General features: G+C 65.6%; 20 protein-coding genes. 5 read left to right on the top strand and 15 right to left on the bottom strand.

What is annotated here, in order from left to right; all coding sequences use genetic code 11:
- Positions 1 to 255: 255 nt before the first annotated feature.
- From ACIOTN_RS09045 to mmsB, 5 genes are all read right to left on the bottom strand, one after another.
- Positions 256 to 1071, bottom strand: a complete 816-nt coding sequence (locus ACIOTN_RS09045; RefSeq protein ID WP_402735185.1) for a Cof-type HAD-IIB family hydrolase — start codon at positions 1069 to 1071, stop codon at positions 256 to 258.
- A 6-nt stretch (positions 1072 to 1077) separates the two neighbouring features.
- Complete coding sequence (gene ppgK, locus ACIOTN_RS09040) at positions 1078 to 1887, bottom strand: polyphosphate--glucose phosphotransferase (protein ID WP_402735184.1); 810 nt, start codon at positions 1885 to 1887, stop codon at positions 1078 to 1080.
- Positions 1888 to 1957: 70 nt separating this feature from the next.
- A complete protein-coding gene (locus tag ACIOTN_RS09035) occupies positions 1958 to 3022 on the bottom strand; it encodes an ROK family transcriptional regulator (RefSeq protein WP_105658888.1) in 1065 nt (354 codons plus the stop codon).
- A gap of 31 nt (positions 3023 to 3053) precedes the next feature.
- Entirely contained in the window at positions 3054 to 4151 is a 1098-nt protein-coding gene (locus ACIOTN_RS09030) for an alcohol dehydrogenase catalytic domain-containing protein (protein ID WP_105662685.1), read from the bottom strand.
- Between the two features lie 2 nt (positions 4152 to 4153).
- The gene (mmsB, locus tag ACIOTN_RS09025) at positions 4154 to 5098 is read right to left on the bottom strand and encodes a 3-hydroxyisobutyrate dehydrogenase (RefSeq protein WP_332488034.1); all 945 of its coding nucleotides are present in this window, start codon (positions 5096 to 5098) and stop codon (positions 4154 to 4156) included.
- A 141-nt stretch (positions 5099 to 5239) separates the two neighbouring features.
- Here mmsB and ACIOTN_RS09020 point away from each other — a divergent pair, with 141 nt between their 5' ends.
- Complete coding sequence (locus ACIOTN_RS09020; RefSeq protein ID WP_105662687.1) at positions 5240 to 6169, top strand: LysR family transcriptional regulator; 930 nt, start codon at positions 5240 to 5242, stop codon at positions 6167 to 6169.
- 7 nt (positions 6170 to 6176) lie between these two features.
- On the opposite strand, the gene ACIOTN_RS09015 is transcribed toward ACIOTN_RS09020, so the two are convergent.
- Complete coding sequence (locus ACIOTN_RS09015; protein WP_402735183.1) at positions 6177 to 6719, bottom strand: hypothetical protein; 543 nt, start codon at positions 6717 to 6719, stop codon at positions 6177 to 6179.
- Between the two features lie 321 nt (positions 6720 to 7040).
- A complete protein-coding gene (locus ACIOTN_RS09010) occupies positions 7041 to 8420 on the bottom strand; it encodes an MFS transporter (RefSeq protein WP_105662689.1) in 1380 nt (459 codons plus the stop codon).
- 171 nt (positions 8421 to 8591) lie between these two features.
- On the opposite strand from ACIOTN_RS09010, the gene ACIOTN_RS09005 reads away from it, so the two are divergent.
- Positions 8592 to 8945, top strand: coding sequence for a CHY zinc finger protein (locus tag ACIOTN_RS09005; protein WP_402735182.1), 354 nt, complete (start codon positions 8592 to 8594; stop codon positions 8943 to 8945).
- On the opposite strand, the gene ACIOTN_RS09000 is transcribed toward ACIOTN_RS09005, so the two are convergent.
- Positions 8942 to 9391, bottom strand: coding sequence for a universal stress protein (locus tag ACIOTN_RS09000; RefSeq protein WP_402735181.1), 450 nt, complete (start codon positions 9389 to 9391; stop codon positions 8942 to 8944). The two genes, ACIOTN_RS09005 and ACIOTN_RS09000, sit on opposite strands and share 4 nt — an antisense overlap.
- A gap of 50 nt (positions 9392 to 9441) precedes the next feature.
- Positions 9442 to 10647 (bottom strand): NAD(P)/FAD-dependent oxidoreductase, encoded by a 1206-nt coding sequence (locus ACIOTN_RS08995; protein ID WP_402735180.1) that lies wholly within the window; start codon positions 10645 to 10647, stop codon positions 9442 to 9444.
- Positions 10648 to 10833: 186 nt separating this feature from the next.
- On the opposite strand from ACIOTN_RS08995, the gene ACIOTN_RS08990 reads away from it, so the two are divergent.
- Both ACIOTN_RS08990 and ACIOTN_RS08985 read left to right on the top strand, forming a co-directional pair.
- Positions 10834 to 12024, top strand: coding sequence for a S8 family serine peptidase (locus ACIOTN_RS08990; RefSeq protein WP_402735179.1), 1191 nt, complete (start codon positions 10834 to 10836; stop codon positions 12022 to 12024).
- 1 nt (position 12025) lies between these two features.
- The gene (locus ACIOTN_RS08985) at positions 12026 to 12259 is read left to right on the top strand and encodes a hypothetical protein (RefSeq protein WP_332488047.1); all 234 of its coding nucleotides are present in this window, start codon (positions 12026 to 12028) and stop codon (positions 12257 to 12259) included.
- A 16-nt stretch (positions 12260 to 12275) separates the two neighbouring features.
- Here ACIOTN_RS08985 and purU read toward each other — a convergent pair whose 3' ends face one another.
- From purU to glyA, 6 genes are all read right to left on the bottom strand, one after another.
- The gene (purU, locus tag ACIOTN_RS08980) at positions 12276 to 13136 is read right to left on the bottom strand and encodes a formyltetrahydrofolate deformylase (protein ID WP_402735178.1); all 861 of its coding nucleotides are present in this window, start codon (positions 13134 to 13136) and stop codon (positions 12276 to 12278) included.
- Positions 13137 to 13310: 174 nt separating this feature from the next.
- Positions 13311 to 13919, bottom strand: a complete 609-nt coding sequence (locus tag ACIOTN_RS08975; protein ID WP_402735177.1) for a sarcosine oxidase subunit gamma — start codon at positions 13917 to 13919, stop codon at positions 13311 to 13313.
- On the bottom strand, positions 13912 to 16809 hold the full coding sequence (locus ACIOTN_RS08970; RefSeq protein ID WP_402735176.1) for a sarcosine oxidase subunit alpha family protein: 2898 nt from the start codon (positions 16807 to 16809) through the stop codon (positions 13912 to 13914). Before ACIOTN_RS08970 ends, ACIOTN_RS08975 begins: the two co-directional genes overlap by 8 nt.
- Positions 16806 to 17105: a sarcosine oxidase subunit delta gene (locus tag ACIOTN_RS08965; protein ID WP_105658900.1), complete on the bottom strand. Its 300-nt coding sequence runs from the start codon at positions 17103 to 17105 to the stop codon at positions 16806 to 16808. Before ACIOTN_RS08965 ends, ACIOTN_RS08970 begins: the two co-directional genes overlap by 4 nt.
- Before the next feature lie 11 nt (positions 17106 to 17116).
- Positions 17117 to 18334 (bottom strand): sarcosine oxidase subunit beta family protein, encoded by a 1218-nt coding sequence (locus ACIOTN_RS08960; RefSeq protein ID WP_402735175.1) that lies wholly within the window; start codon positions 18332 to 18334, stop codon positions 17117 to 17119.
- 2 nt (positions 18335 to 18336) lie between these two features.
- On the bottom strand, positions 18337 to 19653 hold the full coding sequence (gene glyA / locus ACIOTN_RS08955; RefSeq protein WP_402735174.1) for a serine hydroxymethyltransferase: 1317 nt from the start codon (positions 19651 to 19653) through the stop codon (positions 18337 to 18339).
- A gap of 150 nt (positions 19654 to 19803) precedes the next feature.
- Here glyA and ACIOTN_RS08950 point away from each other — a divergent pair, with 150 nt between their 5' ends.
- Entirely contained in the window at positions 19804 to 20463 is a 660-nt protein-coding gene (locus ACIOTN_RS08950; RefSeq protein ID WP_402735173.1) for a GntR family transcriptional regulator, read from the top strand.
- The last annotated feature ends 42 nt before the right edge of the window (positions 20464 to 20505 follow it).

Below are 20505 nucleotides of genomic sequence, written 5' to 3'. Positions count from 1 at the left end.
AGGTGAAGGAAAAACCTCCACCCGGACCCCGGCCCGTGCAGTTCCGCCCGAACGCTAGACCTTGGGCTTGCGATCGAAAACTCCGCAACCGATCAACGCGATAAGCACCAGGACTGCGCCCATGATGGCTGTTGTCGATTCCATGGCTCATTCCCCTTTTGCCCAATAGCACCCAGCAGGTTCACTCGATGCCCCGAGCCTAGCGGGAATCGGCCGCCGCCGGCATCGGCCCCAAGAGGTATCTTGACCATGGCTTCAGAGCCGGGTACGCCCATCGAGGTAGGCGCCGAGCACCTGCAGCACACCGTGCTCGAGGTTGGAAGGCGCGGTGAAGTTCGCGGCTTCTGCCACCACCGGATGCGCATTGGCCATGGCGAAGGAGTAGGTGGCGGCCTTGATCATTTCCAGGTCATTGGGGTAGTCGCCGAAAACTGCCGTTTCATCCGCGCTGATTCCCAGCTTGTCCTGCAATGCTGCCAGCGCCAGTCCCTTGTGCACGCCGTGGTTCATGGCATCCACCCAGTGGCTGCCGGAGATCACCACCTGCAGCGGCACCTGCAGCGCTGCCGCCATTTCCTGCACGGCGCCGGTGCCGACGTTGACGGCCATCTTGATGATCTCGTCCTCGACCTGGGCCAGGTCTTCAACCACCTGCACGGCGCGGTAGTACGGGGCCACGGCGCTGGCGAACTGCTCATCGGCGCGCTCCACATAGGCGGTGCGGCGTCCGCACAGCACCAATCCGGCGTCCAGCGCGGCTTGCCCGCGCACAGCCTGGATCACGGCGGCTACCGATGGCGGATCGATGATGTTGGAGTAGATCTCATTCTCGCCGTGCATCACGACGGTCCCGTTCTCGGCAATGATCGCGATCTCCCCCAACGGGGCGAACTGCTCGCGCAGGGTCGCGAACTGGCGCCCGGAAGCTGGAACGAACTTGATGCCGCGGGCCTGGAGCTTGTCGATCACAGCCCACGATGCCTCGGGGATCTTGCCTTCGCCGTCCAGGAAAGTGCCGTCCATGTCAACGGCGACGAGCTTGATCTGGGCCTTCGGGTCAATCGTATGCATAGGTTCCTAGTTGCCGGGTTTCAGCGCGCGGTGCGCAGCGCCCAAGACCCCGGCGGCGTTGTTGAATTGGGCAGGCACGATCTTGGCTCGCAGTTCCAGCTGCGGCAGGAACTTTTCGTGGTCTTCGGAGATCGCTCCGCCGATGATGATCAAATCCGGGCTGCACAGGAATTCCACGTGGGACAGGTAGCGTTGCAGGCGGGCGATGTACTGCTCCCAGCTGAGGTTTTCCTCGTGCATGACTCGCGCGGCGGCCTTGCTCTCGGCATTGAATCCGTCGATTTCGAGGTGGCCGAATTCGACATTCGGGAAGAGCACGCCGTCGCGGAAGAAGGCCGAGCCGATGCCCGTGCCCAGGGTCAGCAGCAAGGTGCTGCCCTTGACCGGCTTGCCATGTTCGGCTCCGGCACCCGCGTAGACCTCGGCCACGCCGGCGGCATCCGCGTCGTTGAGCACAAAGACGTCGCGGCCCAGGATCGCGCTGAAGGTGGCGGTGACGTCCAAGCCGATCCAGGCCTTGTCGATATTGGCCGCCGAGTGCACGACGCCGTCGATGACGATGCCAGGCACGGTGACGCCAGCGGGGATTCCTGCCAGCTCGTCGCCGGTGAGCTCCTGCAGGTCGGCAACGATGCCCGCCATCACCTGGGCGACAGCATCCGGATGCGCGCCCTCAGGCGTAGCTGCCTTGCTGAAGGTGCTCTCAACAAGCTTGCCATCGGTTCCAGCCAATCCGTACTTGATCGACGAGCCGCCCAGATCAAGCCCGATGGCAGCGAACTGCGACGTGGATGCCGATGCGTCAGATGGTGCCATCAGTGGTCTCCCCGGTGAAGCAAATAAAATTTTAAGGACTCTTTACAATATATAGCTTGGATCACTTTGGTCAACGTACCCGGTAGTTTTCCCATAAGTTGGCCAAGGCCAGCTCCCGGGCGCCGGCCAAAGCGCCGCGTGCCGCGGCCTCGGTTCCCAAGGTGGAAAGCTGAACATGAACCGGTTTGGGCAGCAAGCTGTTCAGTTCGCTTTCCAGAGCCGCGCACAATTGAGGCGTGAGCCCCGGGCCGATGGCCACCACTCGCTGCGGATCGACGAAGCCGATCAGGTTGGCCAGGACACGGCCGAACGGGGACAGGAAGGCTGGCCAGTTCCGTTCATCGGCCAGTTTTTCCCAGAGCACGCGGGTCTGGAACATCCCGGCCTCGCCGAGCGCATCGCGCAGGTTCGCGGTGCCCACCAGCTGGGTCTCCAGCTCGCCGGCGGTGCCGTGCTTGCCGCGGTGCAGCGCACCGTCGATGACCAGGCCTGCACCCAGGCCGGAACCGATGTAGATCATCATCAACGAACCGGCCAGCTCCCCGGCTTCGGCCAGGGCCATCCAATTCACGTCGTTATCCAGCAGCACCGGAACCCCGCCGGCGAACTGGCCGGCAAGGTTGGCCCCGGAGGAAGGGAAAATCGGGGTGGCCAGGACTCGCAGCCCGCCATCGCGCTGCACCGGGGCTGACTGGCTCACGGCCCCGGCCAGCAATGGGGAGCCGAGCTCAGCGGCCACGCGGGAGATCTCGCGGGCTCCCATTTGCTCTACCTGCGCGGCGGTGGTTTGCGCCGTCAGCGGGTAGAAGCGGTCCACCAGCGTCTTTCCGGCCAGGTCGGTGGCGCGGACCTGCAGGAATTCTGCCTGCAGGCACAGTGCCAGCAGGTGGCCGAAGCCGCTGTCCAGCGCATAGTGCTCGGGAACGCGGCCGCGCTTGGGCTCGTTGTCCCGCTCGATGGCCGAGGCCAGGCCGTTCTCCTGCAGGCGCGAGATCGCCTGCGATGCGGTGGGCTTGGAGATCCCCAGATCCGCAGCGATCTGGGTACGGGTCGCCGGGGCTTGGCAAAGGTAATCGAATACCCGGATGTCAGTCAGCGTTGCCAGGGCACGGGGCCCCGCAGTGGAATCAGTCACCTACCAATCCTACTGGCCTTCTGCCCTGATTTCAGGGCAGAAGAACTTGGCGCACCGACCGTCCCTCGGCTAGTGCATCCAGGGCGTCGTTGACCTCGGCCAGCGGCCTGGTTTCCACGAGTTTCTCCACAGGGAGCTTGCCGGAGCGCCAGAGCTGCTCGTAGTAGGGAATATCCTTCTTCGGCAGGGCAGAACCCATGTAGCTGCCGATGATCGTGCGTGCTCCTGCGGTCAGGCCCAGGGGATCGATGCTGCTCATCGCGCCCGGAGCCGGAAGCCCCACGGTCACCAGGGTTCCGCCCACGCCGGTGGCCTGCAAGGCGGTTTCGAAGGCACGCGGATGCCCCGCGGCCTCGATCACGATTTCGGCGGTGCGCTGCCCCAGGGCCTGCGGCGTGCAGGCTTCATCGGCGCCCAATGCCAGCGCGGTGGCCAGCTTGTCCTCATTGGCGTCAACGGCCAGGATCCTGCCGGCGCTCCTTTGCCCCGCGGCCACCAGCAAGGCGGCCATGCCTACCCCGCCCAGGCCGACGATGGCAACATCCTGGGCGCCGGTTGCCCCGGCGGCGTTGCGCAGTGCACCGCCGCCGGTGAGCACCGCGCAGCCTAGCACCGCGGCCACTTCAGCAGGAACGTCCGCGCCCACCGGGATGAGGCTGCGCGCATCCATCACCGCATAGTCGGCAAAGGCCGAGACGCCGAGGTGGTGATGGACCGGCTGGTCATCGAGGGCCAACCGGCGAGCGCCGGTCAGCAGGGTCCCTGCTCCGTTGGACGCGGTGCCGGCGCTGCACGGCAGCTTGCCGCCCTTGGCGCACGCTTCGCATTGCTCGCAGCGGGGCAGGAAGACCGAGATCACCTGCTGGCCGATGTCCAGATCCACCCCATCACCCACCTGCTCGACGATGCCTGCTGACTCGTGGCCCAGCACCATCGGCAGCGGACGAGGCCGGTTCCCGTCGATCACCGACAAGTCCGAATGGCACAGTCCGGCCGCGGTGATGCGCACCAGCACTTCGCCGGGCCCGGGTTCTTCCAGTTGCAGCTGGCGCATCGCCAGCGGCCGGTGCTCGGCATAGGGCCGCTGGTTCTCCCGGCGCTCAAGTACCGCGGCATGGATCTGGCGCATGCTCAGCCCGCGGTTGGCTGGTTGGCTTCGGCCGACTCCGGGTTCCACCCGCGCACGCCACCTTCTGGCAGCAGGTTCTTCACGATCAGCGAGCAGTCCTTGTCACCCAGTCCCTGCTCGATCAGTTCGTCGAAGTGCTCGCGGGCCAAGCTGGCTGCCGGCAGCTGAACCCCGGTGCTTGCGCCCGCGTCCAGGGCCAACCCGATGTCCTTGCGGGCCAAGTCGGTGCGGAAGGTGGCCTCGAAGTTGTTGTTCGCCGCGGCGGTATCGATGATGCCCGGCACCGGGTACCAGGTCTGCTGCGCCCAGGAGCGTCCCGAGGAGACCGAGGCGATCTGCCAGAAGACTTCCGGGTCCAGGCCCAGGGCTTCGGCTAACTGGGAGCCTTCGGCGCTGGCCATCAGGTCGATGAACAGCATCATGTTGTTGCAGATCTTGGCGGCAATGCCCATGGAGGGGCCCCCGGCGACGATGGTCTTCCCGCTCATCGGGGCGATGAATCCGGTGGCCTGCTCCATCAGTTCTGGTGCCCCGCCGAGCATGAAGGCCAGGGTTCCGGCCGCGGCTCCGGAGATGCCGCCGGAGACTGGGGCATCGACGAAGTGCAGGCCGCGCTGCGCGGAGCCCGCGTGGATGTAGCGGGAAGTCTCGATGTCCACCGTGGAGGAATCCAGCAGCAGCATGTCCTTGCTGGCGTTGGCCCAAATGCCGGCGTCACCCTCATAGACCGCGCGCACGTGCGCTCCCTTGGGCAGCATGGTGAACACGGCGTCGGCCTGGTCCATGGCTTCGGCGATCGATCCGGCTATCTGGACTCCGCCGTCGGCCGCGGCGGCGCAGGCCTGCTCGTCCAGGTCGTAGCCGCGCACGGTGTGCCCTGCGGCCACCAGATTCGCGGTCATCGGTCCGCCCATGTTGCCCAGGCCAATCCATGCGTACGTGCTCATCTGCACACCCCTCGTCCTTGAGTATTGTCCTTGTCAGGCCAGCGTAGGGTGCGCGGCGTGCCAGACTCAATGCACTTGGGCACGCCAATTGCGCAGGCCTAGTGTGCGCTAGCGCACACGAGGCATGGCAGACTGTGGACCATGGACCGTCAGATCGATTACCGCCATCTCGAATCCCTCATTGCCCTGCTGACCGTTGCGCGCCTGGGCCGCTACACCGCCGCCGCGAATGTTCTCGGGGTGAACCACTCGACGATTTCCCGTCGCATCGACGCACTGCAAAAAGCCATGGGCGGCCACCTGCTCACGCGCTCTCCCAACGGCTGGGAACTGACGGACCTGGGGCGCCGGGCCATGTCCAGCGCGGAAGCCATCGAGCAGGCCGTGGAAGCCATCGGCTCCCAGAAGGAGACCGGTGCATTGGCCGGCCATGTGCGCGTCGCCGCTCCCGACGCCTTCAGCGCCCACCTGGCGGCTCCGGCCCTGGCAAAGCTCCAGCTAAAGCATCCGCAACTGGTCTTCGAGATCGTTTCGGAAACCACCCGTGCACGGCAGACGCGGACCGGCATGGATTTGGAGATTGTCATTGGCGAACCCAGCGTCCGCAAGGCGGCCTCCACGAAACTCCTGGATTACGAGCTGCGGCTCTACGCCACGGCCGAGTACCTGGAAGCCCACGGCACCCCGGCACAGGTTGCCGATCTGGCCGGGCATAGCCTGAACTACTACATCGACACCGCGCTGACGGTGGACAAGCTCGACGAGGCCACCGCCGCCTTGCCGCCGATGCACCGCGCGATTTCCTCCACCAGCATCGCGGTGCAATATGCGGCCACCATGAACCATGCAGGCATCGGCTTGCTCCCCACCTTCCTCTCGGAGCACTACCCGAATATGGTTCCCGTGCTCCATGACCAGTTCACCTACCAGTCCGAGTACTGGCTGGTGGGACGCGAAGAAGCCTTGCGCAGCCGCGCGGTCCAGGAGACGGTGCGCGCGCTCAACGATGCAACCACCGCCGGAGACTGGTTCATCCCGCCATTCCCGGCGTACAACTTGTCCTCCGGCTAGGCGCCCTTCACCGTGGCCCGTCCGGTTCCCAGTCCACGATGGCCTGCAGCAGCTGCGCCACTGATCGGGCGCTGTCCAGCCGGAGCACCGGACGGGCTTCGTCATCCAGCCAGGCCTCATGGCGGGCGCGGCTGCGTCCGCTGAAGTCCGGGTCATCGTAGCCAGCTGCCCACGCCATGAATTGTTCCAGGGCTCCGAGTTCCAGGGGTTGCCCGCTCAGGCGCTGCTTCTCGCGTTCTGCAAGACGGCGCAGGCGCACTTGGGGATCCAGCGCCAGGAAAACGAAGGCATCGCACTGCGACAGGACTTCTTCTCCCCATCCCTGCACTGATCCGGACAGTACCCAGGCTTTGCGCGGAACGAAGACCTGGTTCATGAGCATGGTTCGGGCAGCCGGCGCACGCTGCTCGCGGTATGGCGGATCGGTCGGAACCCAGAAGTAGTCGTCGCTATCGGCATGCGGCACGGACCAGGCATCGGCCACGGCGCGCGCGAGGGTCGTGGTGCCACTGCCGCTGGCACCGAAGATATGCAGCCTGCACCGCTTCATCCAGAGCCCCGGCGGCAACTGTGGCTACTTTTCATCATTCTTCCGGCTGCTCCGGCGCCGCCCGTATGAAGCGCAAGCGGCAATGAAGCCAACACCGAACAGGAACGCCAACAGGTACTCAATTCCCATCTGCCCGTGCACCTCGCAATCGCATCATGCTGGGGGCAGTGATGTCCACCGAAACCCCATCCTTCTTGGCTGCCAGACTCGCAGATCGGCAACGACGGCGCAAGCCGATGGCCCGCCCGCAGGTCGCTGAACACGCCCAAGACCAGCCCCTTCCGTGGAGCTGGTCTTCGGCGTCGTGCTGGATCTTGCGGCTTACTTCTGAATCTTCAGTTCGTCGCGGGCGGCCTTTTCGCCGTTCACTGCCAGCCGGTCCGCCTCGTCGATCTCACCGAGGTCCAGCCCCTTGGTTTCCTTCATGAAGAACACCGCCACCAGGGTGACCAGGGCGGCGAACACGATGTACCCGGCCACCGGAACCCAGGATCCGTAGACCTTGAGCAGGAAGGTGGCGATGATCGGGGCCATGGACCCGGCCACGATCGAGGTGACCTGGTAGCCCAGCGAGACGCCCGAGTAGCGCATGCGGGTCGGGAACATCTCGGCCATGATGGCCGGCTGCCCGGCGTACATCAGCGCGTGCACACCCAAGCCCAGCACGATGGTGGCCAGGATGACCGCATCGTTGGCGGTATTGAACAGCGGGAAGGCCGCCACGCCCCAGACGGCCATGAGCACCACGCCGGTGGCGTAGACCGGGCGGCGGCCGAGGGTGTCGGTGAAACGGCCGACGATCGGCACCAGGATCGCGTGGATCACGTGGGCAATGAGCATCAGGCCAAGGATCGTGGAGGTGTCCATGTCCAGCTGGGTGGCCATGTAGGTGATGGAGAAGGTCACCACCATGTAGTACATGATGTTCTCGCCGAAGCGCAGGCCCATGGCGGTGAACACCCCGCGCGGGTAGCGCTTGAAGACTTCGCCCACGCCGTAGCCGGCAGCCGCGTTCTGCTCCAGCTCAGCCTTGGCCTCCTTGAAGATCGGGGCATCGGAAACGCGGGTGCGGATGTAGTAGCCGACGACCACGATCACCACCGAGAGCCAGAAGCCGATGCGCCAGCCCCACGCCAGGAAGGCCGCTTCGCTCAGCGTTGCCGAGAGCACCAGCAGCACCACGGTGGCCAGCAGGTTGCCCACCGGCACTGCGGCCTGCGGCCAGGAGGACCAGAAGCCGCGTTCCTTGTTCGGCGCGTGCTCGGCCACCAGCAGCACCGCGCCTCCCCATTCCCCGCCCACGGCGAAGCCCTGGGCGAAGCGCAGCACGATCAGCAGGATCGGTGCGGCATAGCCGATGGAGTCGAAGGTGGGCAGGCAGCCCATCAGGAAGGTGGTTGCGCCGACCAGCACGATCGCCACCTGCAGCAGGTGCTTGCGTCCGTACTTGTCGCCGAAGTGGCCGAAGACGATGCCGCCGATGGGGCGGGCAATGAAACCGACCGCGTAGGTCAGGAAGGCCTTGATGATGTTATCCAGATCGTTGCCGGTATCCGGGAAGAAGATCTTGTTGAAGACCAGGGTTGCCGCGGTCGCGTAGAGGAAGAATTCATACCATTCGACGACGGTGCCAGCCATGGAGGCTGCTACGACCCGGCGCAATCCCTTGCGCTCGGCCTTCGATGACGTTTCGCTTGCCACTGTGCGTTCCTTCCGCCCACGCCAGTTCCCCCTTTGGGACCGGCCTCATCAGCGAGTATGGCCTAGATCACATCGCGAAAGATAGGCGAAACGAGGCATAGTGGGAGGCGGATTCTGCACATTCAGCGTGCATTTCTGCACACGCAGCGGCGGCTGCTTGAAAGGTCGAGGATGACGGCTTGGGAAAACCCCGCTCACCAGGTGGCGTTGCGAGGCGTGCGCATGGATGCGCAAACCCGTTGCGCCCACTACCACTCCTTGTTCGATGTGATCGCGCTGAAGCACGACTGCTGCGCCACCTTCTACCCCTGCCACCTCTGCCATGGCGAACTGGCCGATCACGAGGCAACGCCGTGGCCGGCGGACCGGTTCGATGAACCCGCCGTGCTTTGCGGGGTCTGCAGCACGCAGCTGAGCCCGGCGAAGTACCTCGATGCCAGTTCCTGCCCGAACTGCCAGGCCCTGTTCAATCCCGGCTGCAAAGTGCATCTGGACTTGTACTTCGAGATGAAGCCAGCCAGCTAGTCCCAGGGCAGTTCGTTCTCTTGTGCAGGCTGCTGCGGGATCACCAGCACCGGACGATGCTGCTTGTGGGCCAGCGCCACGGCGATCGACCCGTCCATCAGCTGGGCCATCTTGCTGCGGATCCCCGGACGGCGGGTGCCGACGACGATCATCTGCGCATCGAGCTGCTCGGCTACCGCGGCCAGCACCTTGGCAGGGTCGCCGGCCACGGTATAGCTCTCGAGCTCGACACCGGTAATTACCGAGGTGATTTCCCAGGCGAGTTCCTCGGAGACCGGGCTGGCCGAAGCCAGCAGGTCGCCCTCGGACAGCTTGTCGGTAATCAGGCGCCCGGAATCAACGTGGATGCACACCAATCGTGCATTCAGCCCGCGTGCCAGCGAACCGGCCGCTGCCAAGACCGCCGGGGACATGCCCGATTCCACGCCCATGACCATAGTGCTCATCAGCTCTACCCGCTTCCCTTATTGGCAGTTCCGGTCGAAGAAACTGCAGTTCACAAATCCTTGAGCTCCATGGCCTGGTCCGTCAGCCGATCAGCGGCAATTTCCCGACCAACCAGCCCGCGCAGGGTGTCATTGACATCCCAGATATTCACGTTGGCTGCCGCCGTGATCCTCTGGCCGTCCTGCCAGAACAGCAAGAACTCTCCACTCTCGATGCTTCCGCGGACCACCGAGGCGTCATCGGGAGAATTATGCCCGACGTATTCCATCCCCAGATCGAATTGGTCGGTGAAGAAATACGGGAGCCAGTCGTAGGATTCTTCCACGCCCATCAGCGTGGCCGCGGCGAGCTTGGCTTGGCGGATGGCATTGTCCCAGTGCTCAACGCGCAGCTGCCGCTGCAGCCTGGTATTGAAGGCCTGGGCGATATCCCCGACGGCCAGGATCTTGGAATTGCTGCTGCGCAGCGAAGCATCCACGACCACTCCCGAATCCACTTCCAGCCCGGCGGTCTGCGCCAGCTGCAAGTTGGGGCGGGCGCCAATGGCCAGCAGCACCACGTCGGCACGCGACGAGCCGGCGTCGGAGAGCACCTGCAGATGCCCGTCCACCTGCTCGATGCCCTGGGCTCGTGCGGTGCGCACATCCACGCCATGGCGTTGGTGCAGTTCCAGCAGGTAGTGCCCGAAGCGTTCGCCGAAAACCTTGGCCAACGGCATCTCGGACGGGGAATAGACGGTGACGCGCGCACCGCGTTGGCGGGCGGTGGCCGCCACTTCCATGCCAATCCAGCCCGAGCCGATGACCGCCACCTGCGCCCCCTCGGTCAGTTTTGCACGCAGCGACTTCGCATCGGCCACGGTGCGCAGCACGTGCACTCCGGGCAGGTCGTAGCCGGGCATCGGATTCTGCCCGCCCACGCTGGCCCGCGACCCGGTAGCCAGGACCAGCTGGTCGTAGTCCACCGCGCTGCCATCGGCCAGCAGCACCTGCTGGCTGGCAGTTTCGATGCTGATCGCTGCGACCCCCAGGCGCAGGGCGACATCGTGGCGTTCATACCAGGGGCCGTCGTGGACCGTGAAGGAGGCAGGATCGTCCTTGCCTTGCAAGAACCCCTTGGACAGCGGCGGACGCTCATAGGGAAGCTCGGCTTCCTCGCTGATCAGCGTCAGCGCTCCCGCATAGCCGCGCTCTCGCAATTCGCTGGCAACAGTAGCGGCGGCCAGGCCGCCACCGGCAATGACGATCGATTCCATGCTGTCTCCAACTCCTCGAGGGCGGTATACCTCGATCGTGGCACGCGAGCATCGCGCTGGCAAGAGCCGGCGGAAGAACCGGGCATTACTAGGGGGATCCTGATAATTCCGGGCCATTGGGGCGCAACTGCCGCTGGCTGCCGGTAAGGTGCCAAGTACCTCGGAAAACCAGCTTAGGAGCCAGCCATGCACACGTCCCGCCATCAAAGCACCGAAGCCGCTGAAGTCCCGGGCCGCTACGTGCTCGTCTTCGACCAGCCAGCTGCCGGCGCCCCTGGCCTGGCCCAAGTCCAACGCGACACCGAACTGCCCCAGCTGCTGGCCGAGCAGGGCTACTCCACCAGCGAATACTTCCCGATGCTGGGCATCGCGGTGGTCTCCAGCGGCACCGAGCAGCTGGAGGACTTCCGCCAGCGCTGCGCCGGGCATCGGCTGCCGGCCTCCGTGGTGCCGGAACTGGTTTACCGGATCCTGCCCGATGCCGCCAAGGTCCCGGGCCAGTCCCCGTTCGCGGACACCGTGGAATTCACCTGGGGCCTGCAGGCGGTGGGCGCATCGCTGTCCAGCTACACGGGCAAGGGAATCAACGTGGCTGTGCTGGATACCGGCTTCGACAGCGCGCACCCGGATTTCGCCGGCCGCACCGTGGATGCCAAGTCCTTTGTCGATGGCGAGGACGCCAGCGACGGCCATGGGCATGGCACCCACTGCATCGGCACGGCCTGCGGTCCGCGCGACCCGCAGCAGGGACCGGGCTACGGGGTCGCCTCCGAGGCCAATATCTTTGCCGGAAAGGTGCTGGGCAGCAACGGATCGGGTTCCGACTCCACGATCCTGGCCGGAATCAACTGGGCGCTGGAAAACAAGTGCGAGGTCATCTCGATGTCACTGGGCGCCGACGTGAAAACCGTGCACCCGCCCTATGTCACCGCGGGACGGCGCGCCCTGGAGCTGGGCTCGCTGATCGTGGCCGCCGCCGGCAACAACGCGCAGCGCTCCGCCGGGAATCCGGGATTCGTCGGCGCGCCAGCCAACAGCCCCTACATCATGGCGGTGGCTGCAGTGGATTCGGCCCTGGCCATTGCCGATTTCTCGGCGCAGGCGCTGGATGCCCAGGGCGGCGCAGTGGATATCGCCGGCCCCGGCGTGGACATCTATTCTGCCTGGCCGGGAGAAAAACGCTACAACACGATCAGCGGCACCTCCATGGCCACCCCGCATGTGGCTGGCGTGGCAGCGCTGCTGGCCGAATCCACCGGGCTGCGGGCCCAGGAGCTGTGGGACAAGCTGCTGTCCACCTCCCGCGATATCCCGTTGCCGGCCGAGGATGCCGGTGCCGGGCTGGCCCAAGCCCCCGCCAGCACGGAAGGCCAATAGGATGTGCGGCGACACAGTGCATATCTATGTGATCACCGTGGTGGCCACGGTGGCCCCCGAGTCCATCGTTGATGAGCTGCAAGCCCGCGGACTGCAGGTTAAGCAGGTGCTCGCTGCCCTGGGCCAGATTATTGGCGAGGGCAGCGAGCAGGTGGCCGCAGCGCTGCGGGAGCTCGACGCGGTCGAATCGGTGGATGCCGAGCAGCACTACCGGGCAATCGGCGAGGAGCGCTAGCTAGCTAGCTAGCTAGCTAGCGCAGGATCACCGTGCGGTTCCCGTAGAGGAAGACCCGGCCCTCGCAGTGCCAGCGCACCGCATTGGACAGCGCCTTGCACTCGGTGTCGCGGCCGGCGGCCACCAGGTCCTGCGGGCCAAAGGTATGATCCACCTCGACGACCTGCTGGGCGATGATCGGGCCCTCATCCAGCTCGGAGTTCACGTAGTGGGCGGTGGCGCCCACGGTCTTCACGCCGCGCTCCCAGGCCTGGTGGTATGGCTTGGCGCCCTTGAAAGAGGGCAGGAACGAGTGGTGGATGTTGATCGTCTTGCCGGTCAGCTCGCGCGAGAGCTCGTCGGAGAGCACCTGCATGTAGCGGGCCAGGACCACCAGCTCCGCTTCGTGCTTGGCGATCAGCGAGAGCAGCTCCGCCTCGGCCTGCGGCTTGGTCTCCTTGGAGATCGGCACATGGTAGTACGGGATGCCGTGCCACTCGACCAGCGACCGGCTGTCCGGGTGGTTGGAGACCACCGCGACGATCTCGATCGGCAATTCGCCGGTGCGGGCACGGAAGAGCAGGTCGTTGAGGCAGTGGTCGAACTTCGAGACCATGATCAGCACCTTGGTCTTCTGGCCGCGTTCGCGCAGCTGCCAGTCCATTTCGAACTGCTGGGCGACCTCGGCGAATTCTGCACGCATCTGCTCCAGCAGGTCGGCCTGCCCCTCGCCGGCGAAGTCCACGCGCAGGTAGAGCCGGCCGGCGGCCATGTCGTCGAATTGCTTGAGCTCGACGATGGTGCGTTCGTGCTTCAGCAGGAATCCGGTGACCGCGTTGACGATCCCCATTCCCTCGGGGCATTGCAGGGTCAGCACGTGGCGGATTTGCTCGCTCATGATTGCTTCAGGTCCTTTCGGCTAGCGGGTTAAACAGCACTGTGCCAGAGCCGGTGTCCGAACGCCACGAACTGGCCGGATTGTTGCTGTGCATGCTTGTGCTTGCGTGTTTGCTGATACAGGCCAGTCCGGCCCCGCCCCGGCGTCGGGACGGGGCCGGATCAGCCGGTGCGGCTAGGCCACCGGTGGTACGGCGAACTCCGCCATGGCGTCGATCAGCCAGTGCACGGTGTGCTCGGTGAAGGAGGCGCGCGGCATGATCCGCCAGCTGGTTTCGCCGGTGCGCCACAGCAGGACCGGGATGTTCGCCAGCGAGGTGGTGATCGCCTGGTTCACGCCGAAAGCGCGCGGGTGCAGGTCCGTCGGGCAGCTCTTGCGCAGCACCAGCGGCGCATCCGGGCCTTCCAGTTCCAGCACCGAGCGGTTGGCCGAGAGGTCCACCACCTGCCCGGGCTCATCGCCCAGGGCCGCGGCGAGCGCACCTGCCAGCTCGGTGTTCTCCGGGCTGGTGGCCAGGAACTCGTCCGGGCCCAGCCAGAGCACCGCGACGCCCGGTGCCTCGCCGGCCACCTCGCCCACCGCGGCGGGCAGGCCCACGCCGGTGGCCGCAGACAGCGCCGTGTGGGCTGCCCCGCCCGGTGCGCTGCGCAGCGAGATCTGGGTGGTGAAGGCGATTTCGCGCAGGGACACGCGGCCGGCGACGCTGGCCGCCTGCATCTGGGCTGCCAGGTGCTGCGCCGGCGAGCGGCGCACGTCGGTGTCAATCAGGGTGTCGTTAGCCATCACGGCGGCTTCCTTCCGGGTCGAAGAGAACGAGTTCGGAGACCTGGACGTCGACCAGCTGGCCGCCGACCGGGGTCTTGAGCACTTCGCCGATGCGGTTGCGCCCATTCTTGATCAGCGCCAGGCCGAAGGTGCGCCCCAGGGCCGGCGAGTTGTACGAGCTGGTGACCCAGCCTTCCATCGGGGTGATGCCATCGGTGGCCAGCGCGTCGGCGGCAACCAGCGCGGCGCCTTCGGGCAGGCGCAGCGAGCTGTCCACCGGCAGCACCGAAACCAGGTGCTTGCGGTCCTCGCGCACGTTGTCGGCGCGGCTGTAGGAGCGCTTGCCGACGAAGTCCTTGAGCTTGGAGACCACCCATTCCATGCCGGCATCCTGCGGGGTCACCGTGCCGTCGGTGTCCTGCCCGACGATGATGAAGCCCTTCTCGGCGCGCAGCACGTGCATGGTTTCGGTGCCGTACGGGGTGATATTGAATTCCTCGCCGGCGGCGTACACGTCTTTCCAGACGCGCAGCCCGTGCCAAGCAGGGATGGCGATCTCGAAGGCCAGTTCGCCGGAGAAGGAGATGCGGCTGATCCGCGCCTCGATCCCGGAGTCCAGCACCACGTCCTTGAAGGCCATGAACTTGAAGCCCTCGTTGGACACGTCCACCGAGCTGGCCAGCTTCGCGATGACCTCGCGGGACTTCGGCCCGACCACCGCGACGGTGGCCAGCTGCTCGGTCACCGAGGTGCAGGTGACGTCCAGTTCAGGCCATTCGGTCTGCAGCCACTCCTCCAGCCAGTCCAGCACGTCGGCGGCGCCGCCGGTGGTGGTGTGCATCAGGAAGCGGTCCTCGGCCAGGCGCAGGGTCACGCCGTCGTCGAAGACCATGCCGTCGGCCTTGCACATCACGCCGTAGCGTCCCATGCCGACCTTCAGCTTGGTGTAGCCGTTGGTGTACATGCGGTTGAGGAACTCGGCCGCGTCCTTGCCGCGGATCTCGATCTTGCCCAGCGTGGTGGCATCGAGCATGCCCACCGAAGCGCGGACCGCGGCGGATTCGCGGTAGACGGCCTCGTCCATGGTTTCGCCCGGCTGCGGGTAGTACCAGGCGCGCTTCCACTGGCCGACGTCCTCGAATTCGGCACCGTGCTCCACATGCCAGGAGTGCATCGGGGTGATGCGTGCCGGATCCAGCAGCTGCCCGCGGGTGCGTCCGGCCAGGGCGGCGAAGGCCACCGGGGTGTACGGTGCGCGGAAGGTGGTGGTGCCGATCTGTGCCGGGTTCTCGATGCCCAGCACCGCGGCGATCACGCCGATCGCCGCGACGCCCGAGGTCTTGCCCTGGTCGTTGGCGGTGGAGATCGAGGTGTACCGCTTGATGTGCTCCACGGACTGCATGCCGGCGCCGGTGGCGCGCAGCACGTCGGCCACGGACTGGTCGCGCTGCAGGTCCACGAAGTGGGTCTTGTAGTTCGCCGCGTCATCGCCGTTCAGCGAGGGCACCAGCCAGACCGGGCGGGTTTCCCCGGCCGGAACGGCTACCGCCTGCGGTACTTCTGCGATGCGCTGGAAGCCGGCTGCGCTGGCTGCCGCGGCGCCGGTGGCGGCCCCGGTGCTCAGCGCGCTGGCGGTGTCGAAGCGGCCGGTGACCGCGCCGGCCAGGTGCTGGTTGGCCACCGCGGCGGCCGGGACGAACGCATGGATTGCGGTGTCCCAGTCCAGCTTGCCCTGGCGCTGGGAGTGCAGGTGCACCACCGGGTTGAAGCCGCCGCCCACGGCCAGCACGTCGGCCTCGAAGCGCTGCGGGGCACCCAGGTTGCGCTGCTCGTCCAGCTCGGCGACGGTCACTGCCGACAGCTCGCCGGAGGCGTCGGCCTCGGTGTCCACCACGACGGAGCCGGTCAGCACGGTGACCCCGGCGGCCACTGCTTCCGCGGCGGCCGCGGAGACGGTGGTGCGTGCGTCGATGACTGCAACCACCCCGCCGGTGGCTGCCAGCTCGGAGACCAGCGGGTAGACCGAGTCGTTGGTGGTCGCCACCACGATCTGCTGCCCGGCGCGCACGCCGTAGCGGTTCAGGTAGCTGCGCACCGCGCCGGCAAGCATGATGCCCGGGCGGTCGTTGTTCTCGAAGACGATCGGGCGCTCGTGGGCGCCGGTGGCTAGCACGACCTGCTGGGCGCGGATGTGCCAGATGCGTTCGCGGGAAACGCCCGGCCCGGCCGGTCCGTCCAGGTGCACGGTGCGGCGCTGCGCGGCGATCAGGTAGTTCGCGTCGTAGGACCCGAAGACGGTGGTGCGCTGCAGGTGGGTGGTTTCCTCGGCCGCGGCCAGTTCGCCGGTGACCTGCTCGATCCACTGGCTGCTGTCCAGGCCGTCGATCTGCTCCCCGGCGGTGTCCAGCAAGGTGCCCCCGGCCTCGGCGCGCTCGTCGAGCAGCATCACCCGGGCCCCGGAGCGCGAGGCTTCGCGGGCCGCGGCCAGGCCGGCCGGACCGGCGCCGACCACCAGCACGTCGGTGTGCACGTGGACGTGGTCGTAGTAGGCGGGGTCCTCGTTCGGATCCAGCACGCCCAGGCCCGAAAGCAAGGTGGCGTCCAGCCCGTCGGTGACCGGGACGGTGGTGGCAGGCAGCATCGATTCGGTGATGTCCTGGCTGTGCCGGGCGCCGACGGTCACCAGCGCGTTGGGCTCTTCGACCCCGGCGGCGAAGATGCCGCGCGGGCGGGCCAGGTACAGCGAGTTGCCGCATGAACGCAGCCCGTCGGCCAGCATTGCGCTGGCCACGGTGTCGCCGCGGTAGGCGGAAAGCTGCTGCCCGTTCACTCTCAGGGCCAGTGCTTCCTCGCGGTTAATGCGGGCGCCGGCGCTCTGCGCGGCGGAAAGGCGCTGGGACTGGCTCATCGGGTGCCTCCTTCGGTGGCCTGGATTTCTGGACGTGCTTCGCCGGCACGGTAGACGGCTTTGAATTCATAGGTGACGGTGTCGCGCAGGGCGTTGAACCACTTGCGGCAGCCGCCGGAGTGGACCCAGCGTTCGGCGAAGATGCCCTTCTTGTTCTGCCGGTAGAACAGGTAGCGCGACCATTCCTTGTCGCTCAGGGCGCTCGGGTCCGCCGGGTAGGCCACGTGGGCTTCTCCCCCGTACTTGAATTCGTTCTCGTTGCGTGGCCCGCAGTTCGGGCAATCAATCAGCATCATGGCGGTTGCTCCTAGTGTGCGACGGCTGCGGCGCCGTGCTCGTCGATCAGGTGGCCGGTTTCGAAGCGATCCAGGCTGAACGGCTTGTTCAGCTCGTGCGGCTCGTCATTGGCGATGGTGTGCGCCAGGGTGAATCCGGCACCCGGGGTGCCCTTGAATCCGCCGGTGCCCCAGCCGCAGTTCACGTACAGGTTCTGGATCGGAGTCTTGGAGACGATCGGCGAGGCGTCCATGGTGGTGTCCACGATGCCGCCCCAGGTGCGCAGCACGTGCGCCCGGGCGAAGATCGGGAACAGCTCCACCGCCGCGGCCATCTGCTCCTCGATCACGTGGAACGCGCCGCGCTGGCCGTAGCCGTTGTAGCTGTCGATGCCCGCGCCCATGACCAGTTCGCCCTTGTGCGCCTGGGAGACGTAGACGTGGATGTGGTTGGACATGACCACGGTCGGGTGCACCGGCTCGAACAGCTCGGAGACCAGGGCCTGCAGCGGGTGGGACTGGATGGGCAGTTCGAAGCCGGCCATTTCGGCGAGCACCGAGGAGTGCCCGGCACCGGCCAGGGCCACCTTGCCGGCGTTGATGGTGCCGCGCGTGGTCTTCACGCCGGTGACTTTCTCGCCATCCTTGATGAAGCCGGTGACTTCGCAGTTCTGGATGATGTCGACGCCCATTTCGTTGGCCTTGCGGGCGAAGGCCCAGGCCACATGGTCGTGCTTGGCGATGCCGGCGCGCGGCTGCCAGGTGGCTCCCATGACCGGGTAGCGGATGTTGTCGCTCACGTTGATGATCGGGCAGGCTTCCTTGACCTGCGATGGGTCCAGCCATTCGGCGTCCACGCCGTTGAGCTTGTTGGCTTCCACGCGGCGCACCGATTCGCGCACATCCCCGAGGGTGTGGGCCAGGTTCATCACGCCGCGCTGGGAGAACAGGAAGTCGTATCCCAGGTCCTCGGGCAGCTGTTCCCACAGCTTCAGCGACTTCTCGTAGATGCCTGCCGACTCGTCCCAGAGGTAGTTGGAACGGATGATGGTGGTGTTGCGGGCCATGTTCCCGCCGGCCAGCCAGCCCTTTTCCAGCACGGCCACATTGGTGATGCCGTGGTTCTTGGCCAGGAAGTAGGCGGTGGCCAGGCCGTGCCCGCCGCCGCCGACGATGACTACGTCGTAGGACTTCTTCGGTTCCGGGTTGGCCCAGAGGAATTCCGGGTGTTCTGGGAGCAAATCAGCCATGATTATTCCGCTACTTTCTTGAGATTTGGGTAGAGTGGGTGGGCTTCAGCCAACGCCAGCACACGATCCTTCAAGCCAGGCAACGCCGAAACATCGCCAGAGGCTCCGGCAATCAACGCCTGAGCAATAATCTCCGCAACCTCGGCGAATGCCTCTTCAGAGAAGCCGCGGGTCGCCAGTGCCGGGGTGCCGATGCGCAGGCCGGAGGTGACCATCGGCGGACGCGGATCAAACGGAACCGCATTGCGGTTCACCGTGATCTCAACCTGAGCCAGCAAATCCTCCGCTTGCTGGCCGTCGAGCTGCGAGTTGCGCAGATCCACCAGCACCAGGTGCACATCCGTGCCACCGGTCAGAACACTGATGCCCTGCGCCGCCACATCCGCCTGCCCCAAACGCTCAGCCAAAATACGCGCACCAGCCAAGGTCCGCTCCTGGCGCTCCTTGAACTCCGGCGACGCAGCAATCTTGAAAGCCACCGCCTTGCCAGCAATCACGTGCTCCAACGGACCACCCTGCTGACCAGGGAACACCGCCGAATTCAACTTCTTCGCAATCTCCGCATCATTCGAAAGAATAATGCCGCCACGAGGACCAGCAAGCGTCTTATGCGTCGTGGAAGTCACCACGTGAGCGTGCGGAACCGGCGAAGGATGCAACCCGGTTGCCACCAAGCCAGCAAAGTGCGCCATATCCACGAACAAGTACGCGCCAACCTTGTCAGCAATCTCGCGGAAACGCTGGAAATCCAGCTGGCGCGGATACGCCGACCAGCCAGCAACAATCATCTTCGGCTGATGCTCAACCGCAAGGCGCTCCACCTCGTCCATGTCCACCTCATAGGTTTCCTCGTCCACACCGTAAGGAACGATGTTGAACAAGCGGCCCGAGAAGTTCAGCTTCATCCCGTGGGTCAGGTGGCCACCGTGGTTCAGGTTCAGCCCCAGCACGGTATCGCCCGGACGCACCAGCGCGTGGTACACCGACGCGTTAGCCTGCGCACCGGAATGCGGCTGCACATTAGCGAACTTCGCCCCGAACAAGTCCTTGAGCCGCTCGATCGCCAGCGTCTCGATGACATCAACTTCCTCGCAACCGCCATAGTAGCGGCGGCCCGGGTAGCCCTCGGCATACTTGTTGGTCAGTACCGAACCCTGCGCCTGCATGATTGCCTGCGCAGTGTGGTTCTCCGACGCGATCATTTCCAGGCCGCGCTGCTGGCGAGCCAGCTCAGCGTCAATACGCTGCGCCACCTCCGGGTCGAGATGCGCGAGGTCTGCGGTTAGGGAATCTGCCGCGAGTGTTGAAGCTTGTGCCATTGCCCATTCCTAAATGTATGAATTGCCGACAACTGATATATCAATCTGCGATTCACTGTATGATGGAACTCACACCCCGGTCAATGGGTAACCGAAAATATTTCAGCACGCAGCAATCATGCGGAACAGAGCAGAGAAATCGGAGTCAGGATGACAATCACCACGCAGCTCCCCCTGGGCGCCGAATCCATGGCTGAACGCGCCTACCAGGTCTTGCGCGACCGGCTCATCATGATGGACATCGCCCCCGGCGACCCGATCAACGAAGCCCATCTGGTCAACGAACTTGGGGTCGGCCGCACGCCGTTGCGCGAGGCGCTCAAGCGCCTGGAGGTCGACCACCTGGTGCAGTCCTATCCGCGACGCGGCACCTTTGCCACCCGCGTGGACATCACGGAGCTGGCCGATATCACCGAAGTCCGCGAAGCCCTGGAGCCCCTCGCCGCGGCCAAGGCAGCAGCCCTGCATGGCGGCAGTGCACGCAGTCGCATCGAGGCAACGCTCCAAGCCGTCAGCCAGCTGTCGGGCGCGAATCTCCGGCGCACGCTGATGGAGAACGACCTGGAAGTGCACCGGCTGATCTACCAGGCAGCCGGCAACCATCATCTGGAGCAGACGCTGATCCGCCTGGATAATCTGGCCACCCGCATCTGGTGCATGGCCCTGGATCGCCTGCCCAGCATCGATGAGCACATCGGCGAGCACGTGGCATTACTCCAGGCGATTCTCGATGGCCAAGCGCAGCGCGCGCAGGAGCTGGCCCTGGAGCATATCGTCCATTTCGAGAAGTCGGTTCGGTCCGTTCTCTAGCCCGGGTTTTTCATGACGAAGCCGGCCATCAACTGACTCAAA

The sequence above is a fragment of the Glutamicibacter sp. NPDC087661 genome (assembly GCF_044743275.1).
Classification (GTDB): Bacteria; Actinomycetota; Actinomycetes; order Actinomycetales; family Micrococcaceae; genus Glutamicibacter.
This window is presented reverse-complemented; position numbering and strand designations above follow the sequence as displayed.